Here is a 5130-nt window from a genome sequence, read left to right as displayed (position 1 = left end):
GCCATGAACATCACCGCGATCGTGCTTCGGCGTCGGTTCGAGCGGCGCTGGTAGAAAAAAGGCATTTTGGTATGAACATCATGACCGAACAGTCCCTTGAAAATGCAGTGGGCGATAAGATGAACGCCAAGTCGAACGAAGTGATCAAAATGCGTGGCGACAAGGTCGGCGTGTTCTATGGCGAGAAGCAGGCGCTGTTCGATGTCAATCTCGACGTCCGCCTGAATCAGGTGACGGCGCTGATCGGCCCCTCCGGCTGCGGCAAGTCGACCTTCCTGCGTTGCCTCAACCGCATGAACGACACCATCGATTCCGCGCGGGTAACCGGCAAGATAACGCTCGACGAAGAAGACATCTACGACAAGAACATCGATGTCGTCGAACTCAGGGCGCGCGTCGGCATGGTGTTTCAGAAACCCAATCCGTTCCCCAAGTCGATCTACGAGAACGTCGCCTATGGCCCGCGCATCCACGGATTGGCCAAGCGCAAGGCCGACATGGATCAGATCGTCGAGTCGAGCTTGAAGAAGGCGGCGATCTGGAACGAGGTGAAGGACCGTTTGCAGGAACCTGGCACGGGTCTTTCCGGTGGCCAGCAACAGCGTCTGTGCATTGCACGCGCCATCGCCGTGTCACCCGAGGTGATCCTGATGGACGAACCGTGTTCGGCGCTCGACCCGATCGCCACTGCTCGCGTCGAGGAACTGATCGACGAACTGCGCCAGAACTATACGATCGTCATCGTCACCCATTCGATGCAGCAGGCAGCGCGCGTGTCGCAGCGCACCGCGATGTTCCATCTAGGCTATCTGGTCGAGGAGGGCGCCACCGACAAGATGTTCACCACCCCCGACGACAAACGCACCCAGGACTACATCACCGGCCGGTTCGGCTGAGCTCAGGCATATGAGGGACGAAGATCATGGGTGAACATACCGTTGCATCTTTCGATGAGGATCTGGAGCAGATCAGCCAGCTGATCCGCGACATGGGCGATCTCGCCCGCTCGATGGTCAGTGGCTCGACCAAGGCTTTGCTCAATTCGGACAATGCGCTGGCGCAGCGCGTGGTTTCCGACGATGCGATCATGGATGCCCGCCAGCGCGAGCTGGACGATCGCGCCATCACGCTGATCGCCAAGCGCCAGCCAATGGCCAACGATCTGCGTGCGGTGGTCGGTTCGATCCGCATGGCCGGCGACCTCGAGCGCATCGGCGACCTTGCCAAGAACATCGCCAAGCGCGTCGGCACTGTCGGGCTGAGCGTCACGCCGCACGATCTTTCGCATTCGATCGACGCGATGGCGCAGCTGGTGCTGATCCAGGTGCAGGGGGTCGTCGACGAGTATGCCGCCGCTGACGCGGCAGCGCTTGCCACGCTCAGAAACAATGATGAACGCATCGACGTCAAATACACCTCGGTGTTCCGCGAGCTGCTGACCTACATGATGGAAGATCCCCGCAACATCACGGCGTGCACGCACCTGTTGTTTTGCGCCAAGAACCTCGAGCGGATCGGCGACCACGTGACCAACATCGCCGAAAATGCCTACTATGTTTTGACCGGCACGCAGCTGCCAGCCAATCGTCCGAAGCAGGACGAGACGGCAATGTCCGCGCCAGCGGCATAACAAGGGTGACCAGCCGATGATCGCACCACGCATCATGGTGGTGGAGGATGAGGAGCCGCTAGGCGTGCTGCTCCGCTACAATCTTGAATCCGAAGGTTACCAGGTCGAGGTGGTGACGCGCGGCGATGAGGCCGAAATCCGGCTGCAGGAGAACGTTCCCGATCTTCTGGTGCTCGACTGGATGGTGCCTGCGGTTTCGGGCATCGAACTCTGCCGGCGCCTGCGAATGCGTCCCGAGACCGAGCGGCTGCCGATCATCATGCTGACCGCGCGAGGCGAGGAAAGCGACCGCGTGCGCGGCCTGTCGACCGGCGCCGACGACTATCTGGTCAAGCCCTTCTCGACGCCGGAGTTCATGGCCAGGGTCAAGGCGCTGCTGCGCCGGGCCAAGCCGGAAGTGCTGTCCAGCGTGCTAAAGGTCGGCGATATCGTGCTCGATCGCGAGTCGCACCGTGTCTATCGCAAGAAGAGCGAGATCCGGCTTGGGCCGACGGAATTCCGCCTGCTCGAATTCATGATGCGCCATCCAGGCCGCGTGTTCTCGCGCAGCCAGCTGCTCGACAATGTCTGGGGCGAGACGATCTACATCGACGAGCGCACGGTCGACGTGCATGTCGGCCGGCTGCGCAAGGCGGTCAACAATGGCCGTATGCCTGATGTCATCCGCACGATCCGTGGGGCCGGATACGCCATCCGAGAGGACTGAACTCCCTCGTTTGAACTCACGCCACGTTCTTGCCGCCGAAACCGGATCTCGCCTGCACGCCCGGCGCAAAAATCTCCTGATCGACGAAGATCAGCGCCCGCATGGCGCAGCCTTCGCGGATCAGCGGCAGTTCGTTCGGCTCGGTGTCGAAGGAAATCGATTTGGAATGCTGGCCGCCGGCGGTCTGGGCAATCGCTTGCCGCAATGCCGGCTCGATCAGGTCGAAGGCGGCGGCGCTGACACCGACCATGGCGACCGGCGCCGGATCGATCAGCGCGAACAGGCTGCCGAGGCCGTAGCCGAGCGCTTCGCCGGCCTTGCGATAGGCTTCCCGTTCGGGTCCGTCACCTTCGCGGGCCGCGGCAGCCAGGGCGCGCATGTCGGCGTCGCTGACATCGGCGACGGGTTCTGCATCCTCGCCCATCTGCCTGGCGTTGCGCCAGATGGCGTAATTGCCCGCATAGGCTTCGACGCAGCCGCGCCGTCCGCAGCGACATAGCGCGCCGTTCGGCCGATGGATCATGTGGCCGAATTCGCCGCCCGAAGAATGGGTGCCGGTGAACAATTCGCCCTTCAGCACCAGTCCCATGCCGATGCCGTGCGACAAAAGGATAGCGATGAAATCGTCGCGGTAACGATCGGGGTCGCGCCAGCGCAGCGCCACCGCCATCATGTTGCAGTCGTTCTCCATTATGGCAGGGATGCCGAACTCGTCTTCGAATATGTCAGCGAAGGCGATGTCGGTGTGCGGCGTGATCGGCGACCACAGCATGGCGCGGGCACGGGTGTCGGTGATGCCCTGGATGGCCAGCGCGATGCGGGCGATGCTGCGCACGTCCAGGTCGGGATCTGCCAGGCGGCGCCGCACGATGGCCGTGCATTCCCCGATCAGCGACTCGCGCGACATCGTCAGCGTGTCCAGCCGGCGCTGTTCCTCGGATATCACCTGGCCGGCATAGTCGATGACGGCGACGGAGAGGAAGTTCAGCGACAGCACCACGGTCATTACCGCGGCCGCTTCCGGATTGAGACTGAGGCCGACCTGCGGCCGGCCGCGTTTGAGCGAGCCGGCCTCGCTCGGCTTGCTTTCGGTCAGGATGCCTTCGACGATCAGGTCGGATGAAATCGCCGAGATGGTCGAATGGCTGAGGCTTGTGGTCGCGGCGATCTCGGTTCGTGACGGCTGTCCGGCGCGGCGCACTGCCGCGATCACCATGGCGCGGTTGCGGCGGCGCAGATCGTCGTGGCGGATTCCGACCGACATGTTCTTTCATATCCTCCCGGTCGCCGCGGTTCCTCCTGCCCCTGGAACGCTGTCGGTGACGCCGGTAAATACTGGCAGAAGCTGCATGCCGTGTCATTTATTTATTCCGAGACTCGAAAAAAACTCGAAATGACATCAAAATCCATCAGAATCGATGTTGACAGCGTTCGGGCGTTGGCCCAGTATTTTTTCGAGGCTCGAAAAAATAGAGCCTCTGTGCCGGCCCTCGGGTCAGTTTGGTCGCGCCATACGCGGCGCAGGGAGGATAATATGAAAAGATTCACGGCCGCCATCCTGGCGGGTGCCGCCATGTCGCTGACGCTCGCGTCTGTCGCGCAGGCGAAGGACAAGGTTGTCGGCGTTTCGTGGTCCAACTTCCAGGAAGAACGCTGGAAGACCGACGAGGCCGCCATGAAGACGGCGATCGAGGCCGCCGGCGACAAGTACATCTCCGCCGATGCGCAGTCCAATCCCGGCAAGCAGCTTACCGATGTCGAAAGCCTGATCTCGCAGGGCGCTAATTCCCTGATCATCCTGGCGCAGGACGCTTCGGCCATCGGCCCGGCCGTGCAGAAGGCGCTGGACGAAGGCATTCCGGTCGTCGGCTATGACCGGCTGATCGAGAACAAGGACGTCTTCTATCTGACCTTCGACAACAAGGAAGTCGGCCGCATGCAGGCCCGCGAAGTGTTCAAGGTCAAGCCGGAAGGCAACTACGTCTTCATCAAGGGCTCCGGTGCCGATCCCAATGCCGACTTCCTGTTCTCGGGCTCGATGGAAGTGCTCAAGGAAGCCATCGACAGCGGCAAGATCAAGAATGTCGGCGAAGCCTACACGGATGGCTGGCTGCCCGCCAACGCCCAGAAGAACATGGAGCAGTTCCTGACCGCCAACGACAACAAGGTCGACGCGGTGGTCGCGGCCAATGACGGCACTGCCGGTGGCGTCGTCGCGGCGCTGACGGCTCAAGGCTTGGCCGGCACCGTGCCGGTCTCGGGTCAGGACGGCGACCACGCCGCGCTGAACCGCATCGCCCTCGGCACGCAAACCGTGTCGGTGTGGAAGGACGCGCGGGAGCTCGGCAAGAATGCCGCCGAGATCGCCTCGCAACTGGCCGACGGCAAGAAGACGAGCGACATCGCCGGCGCCAAGGACTTCACGACGCCGGGCGGCAACACCGTCAAGTCGCTGTTCCTGACCCCGGTTGCCATCACCAAGGACAATCTCAACGTCGTCATCGACGCCGGCTGGATCAAGAAGGACGAAGTCTGCGCGGGTGTCGCCGCCGGCACCGTGGCGGCCTGCAACTGATCCGTACCACTTTGCAATATCTGAACGCCGCGGCCCAAAAGCCGCGGCGTTTTCTCAAAGAATTCTGTTTCCGCATCATGCGGATAGCTTCTAGGCTGGGCTCCGGCATGCGCGTCAGACGGCCAGCCGGTGGGAGGAAACCATGACCGATACGACGTCAAACCCGCAGACCGATACGGCGCGCGCGTCGGAACTCGGCGCCGTCGCCCGGTTCCTGAA

At 62.3% G+C, this 5130-nt stretch carries 5 protein-coding genes; 4 read left to right on the top strand and 1 reads right to left on the bottom strand.

Translation table 11 applies throughout. The features are described from left to right. The first annotated feature begins 71 nt into the window (after window positions 1–71). From pstB to phoB, 3 genes are read left to right on the top strand one after another with little or no spacing between them, the layout of a single operon-like run. Window positions 72–896, top strand: a complete 825-nt coding sequence (pstB, locus tag EN893_RS18215; RefSeq protein WP_127267721.1) for a phosphate ABC transporter ATP-binding protein PstB — start codon at window positions 72–74, stop codon at window positions 894–896. A 26-nt stretch (window positions 897–922) separates the two neighbouring features. Next, window positions 923–1630, top strand: coding sequence for a phosphate signaling complex protein PhoU (gene phoU, locus EN893_RS18210; protein ID WP_127267720.1), 708 nt, complete (start codon window positions 923–925; stop codon window positions 1628–1630). 16 nt (window positions 1631–1646) lie between these two features. Then, a complete protein-coding gene (gene phoB / locus EN893_RS18205; RefSeq protein ID WP_010911896.1) occupies window positions 1647–2336 on the top strand; it encodes a phosphate regulon transcriptional regulator PhoB in 690 nt (229 codons plus the stop codon). A gap of 16 nt (window positions 2337–2352) precedes the next feature. On the opposite strand, the gene EN893_RS18200 is transcribed toward phoB, so the two are convergent. Next, window positions 2353–3600 (bottom strand): ROK family protein, encoded by a 1248-nt coding sequence (locus tag EN893_RS18200; RefSeq protein WP_127267719.1) that lies wholly within the window; start codon window positions 3598–3600, stop codon window positions 2353–2355. A 270-nt stretch (window positions 3601–3870) separates the two neighbouring features. Here EN893_RS18200 and xylF point away from each other — a divergent pair, with 270 nt between their 5' ends. Further along, on the top strand, window positions 3871–4911 hold the full coding sequence (gene xylF, locus EN893_RS18195) for a D-xylose ABC transporter substrate-binding protein (RefSeq protein WP_013529274.1): 1041 nt from the start codon (window positions 3871–3873) through the stop codon (window positions 4909–4911). The last annotated feature ends 219 nt before the right edge of the window (window positions 4912–5130 follow it).

The sequence above is a fragment of the Mesorhizobium sp. M7A.F.Ca.CA.004.04.2.1 genome, assembly GCF_004022825.1.
Lineage (GTDB): Bacteria > Pseudomonadota > Alphaproteobacteria > Rhizobiales > Rhizobiaceae > Mesorhizobium.
Note: the sequence above shows the minus strand (reverse complement) of the source record. Positions and strands in the feature narration are given on the sequence as shown.